3 protein-coding genes are annotated in these 1,825 nt (G+C 40.7%); 1 reads left to right on the forward strand and 2 read right to left on the reverse strand.

What is annotated here, in order from left to right; genetic code table 11:
• Positions 1-50: 50 nt before the first annotated feature.
• Together KCG35_RS25055 and KCG35_RS25060 are read right to left on the reverse strand one after the other, a co-directional pair.
• Complete coding sequence (locus tag KCG35_RS25055) at positions 51-644, reverse strand: helix-turn-helix transcriptional regulator (RefSeq protein ID WP_215822578.1); 594 nt, start codon at positions 642-644, stop codon at positions 51-53.
• 470 nt (positions 645-1,114) lie between these two features.
• Positions 1,115-1,264 (reverse strand): hypothetical protein, encoded by a 150-nt coding sequence (locus tag KCG35_RS25060; RefSeq protein WP_215822579.1) that lies wholly within the window; start codon positions 1,262-1,264, stop codon positions 1,115-1,117.
• A gap of 22 nt (positions 1,265-1,286) precedes the next feature.
• Between KCG35_RS25060 and KCG35_RS25065 the strand changes: the two genes are divergently transcribed.
• The gene (locus KCG35_RS25065; protein WP_215822580.1) at positions 1,287-1,616 is read left to right on the forward strand and encodes a hypothetical protein; all 330 of its coding nucleotides are present in this window, start codon (positions 1,287-1,289) and stop codon (positions 1,614-1,616) included.
• Positions 1,617-1,825: the final 209 nt, after the last annotated feature.

Raw genomic sequence — 1,825 nt, forward strand, 5'->3', positions numbered from 1 at the left:
TGGTGTGGGGAGAGCTGGTATCTAGCCAGCTCTTACCCGATTAGCAGTTTCTATCGTAGTGTTAAGGAGTACAGTTCAGCGTAATCTGTTGTAATTTTTGTCCCTTTGTCATCTTTAATGACCACACCATCACCTATCACTAATGTAGCCCCATCTAACTCTACTTTCACACTACTCGTCACAACCGAAGCTGCATCTGTTCCCCAAAGTTCATCAGACTCTACTTCAACAGTGATCCCTGCCGGCACAAATATTTCTACATTACCACGATATAGTTGATAGTTATTTTCAGCAGAACTTTCTATCTGATCCGCACTAATTTCTAAATCAAAAGCCATTGTAGATTGTACAAAAAACAACAGGCCACCGACAAAAATAGTAATAACCGCAGACCACATGGCAACAAGTTTTGCTTTGATTTTGCTATCGAATGAACTCTCCCTGCTCTCTTCCAATACAAATAACTCATTGGTGTCTAATTCAAAGCAAGCTGCTAATGCTTTCACTGTTTCAAGTGAACCAGAACCCTCGTTCTCAACTCTTTGAATTGTTCTTAAGCTTAAAGCGCTTACATCAGCTAAATGCTGCTGACTCCATGCCCTTAACTTACGTTCATTTAATATTTTTTTAGCATTAATCTTCATCACACATCCAACTTCTAATACTGGGATTACAGCGTATAAAAAAATCAAAAATTCGTATACGACAGTTTAATGCCAACAGTACGCCAAAGGGACGACAAACTGCTAACGCCGTGCTTTGCGGCTGGTTTGGAGCGCAGAGAACAGCACCTTGTGTACGCCCAGCATGGGCATTGAACTCATGGGGTGAAAGTCCCCTCTAGTATACCCTAGTAAGTATAAAAAAGGACATCCATTATTTATATCAGTAAAAGCTCAACAACTGTTATTCAACTCTTTCCAAGCAACACAAAAATAACTCACATAAGCCTAATCAAAGACATGAAAAGCTACTTGGCCCGGTACAAACTATCTACCATAGGACACGGCTACCAAGCCTCCTTAACAGAAAAAAGGACACTCACTTTTTGATTATTTAACTACGACTGTATGGCTATCATTACTTGTAGCCACCTTTGAGAGAACAATGGCTGTCAACTCAGCTGCCCCCCTGGATGTAGCTTTAACGCGCCAATCGCCACCAAGGTTTTGCTGCCACCAATGCTTTCAGTGCTATGTTCGGTGACTGTCCTTTTTTGGGTTTGACTAAAGTCGTCTTCGTTAAATGGCTGTAACTCTATCAATTCATGCTCCAGGATGCGAACGTTGCCAACAGCAGCTGAGCGTAGCGAGGTCCAAGCCCGAAAGGCCGATGCTGATTGGTCTTGTTATATGTTGATTCCACTGCATTACTTTAAAGCTGAATTGGCTTATACGATAAAGCCTTTTCAGCAACCTCTTCTACACTTAGTTCAGGATTATGCCAAAAAATTAAATCGGAAACTTCTGGATGAGGAACATTGTTTTGAAGCAAAGACAAAAACTGGAAAAGGACACCCACTATTCATATCACTAAAAACCCAACAACTGTTACTCAACTCTTCCCAAGCGATCAAATCTAGACTGTCCCTTTTTTTTCTGCTGGTCACTTTATAAATAAGCCACATTTATATGCCTAATGCCCACAACTGGATCTCAGCGTAAATTCTGTCCTTGTGTCTACACTTGTTATCCGAAACTGCGAGGTATTTTGTAGCTCATACCTCGCCTTTTCTTTGCCACTAATATTTCATTTTAAAGTCAGGAGTTCCCCCTCAAAGGTACATACTATTGAAAGGTTTTCGTAACTTCCTTTAAAAACATAT

This window comes from Zooshikella harenae, assembly GCF_018837975.1.
In the GTDB taxonomy this organism is placed as follows: domain Bacteria; phylum Pseudomonadota; class Gammaproteobacteria; order Pseudomonadales; family Zooshikellaceae; genus Zooshikella; species Zooshikella harenae.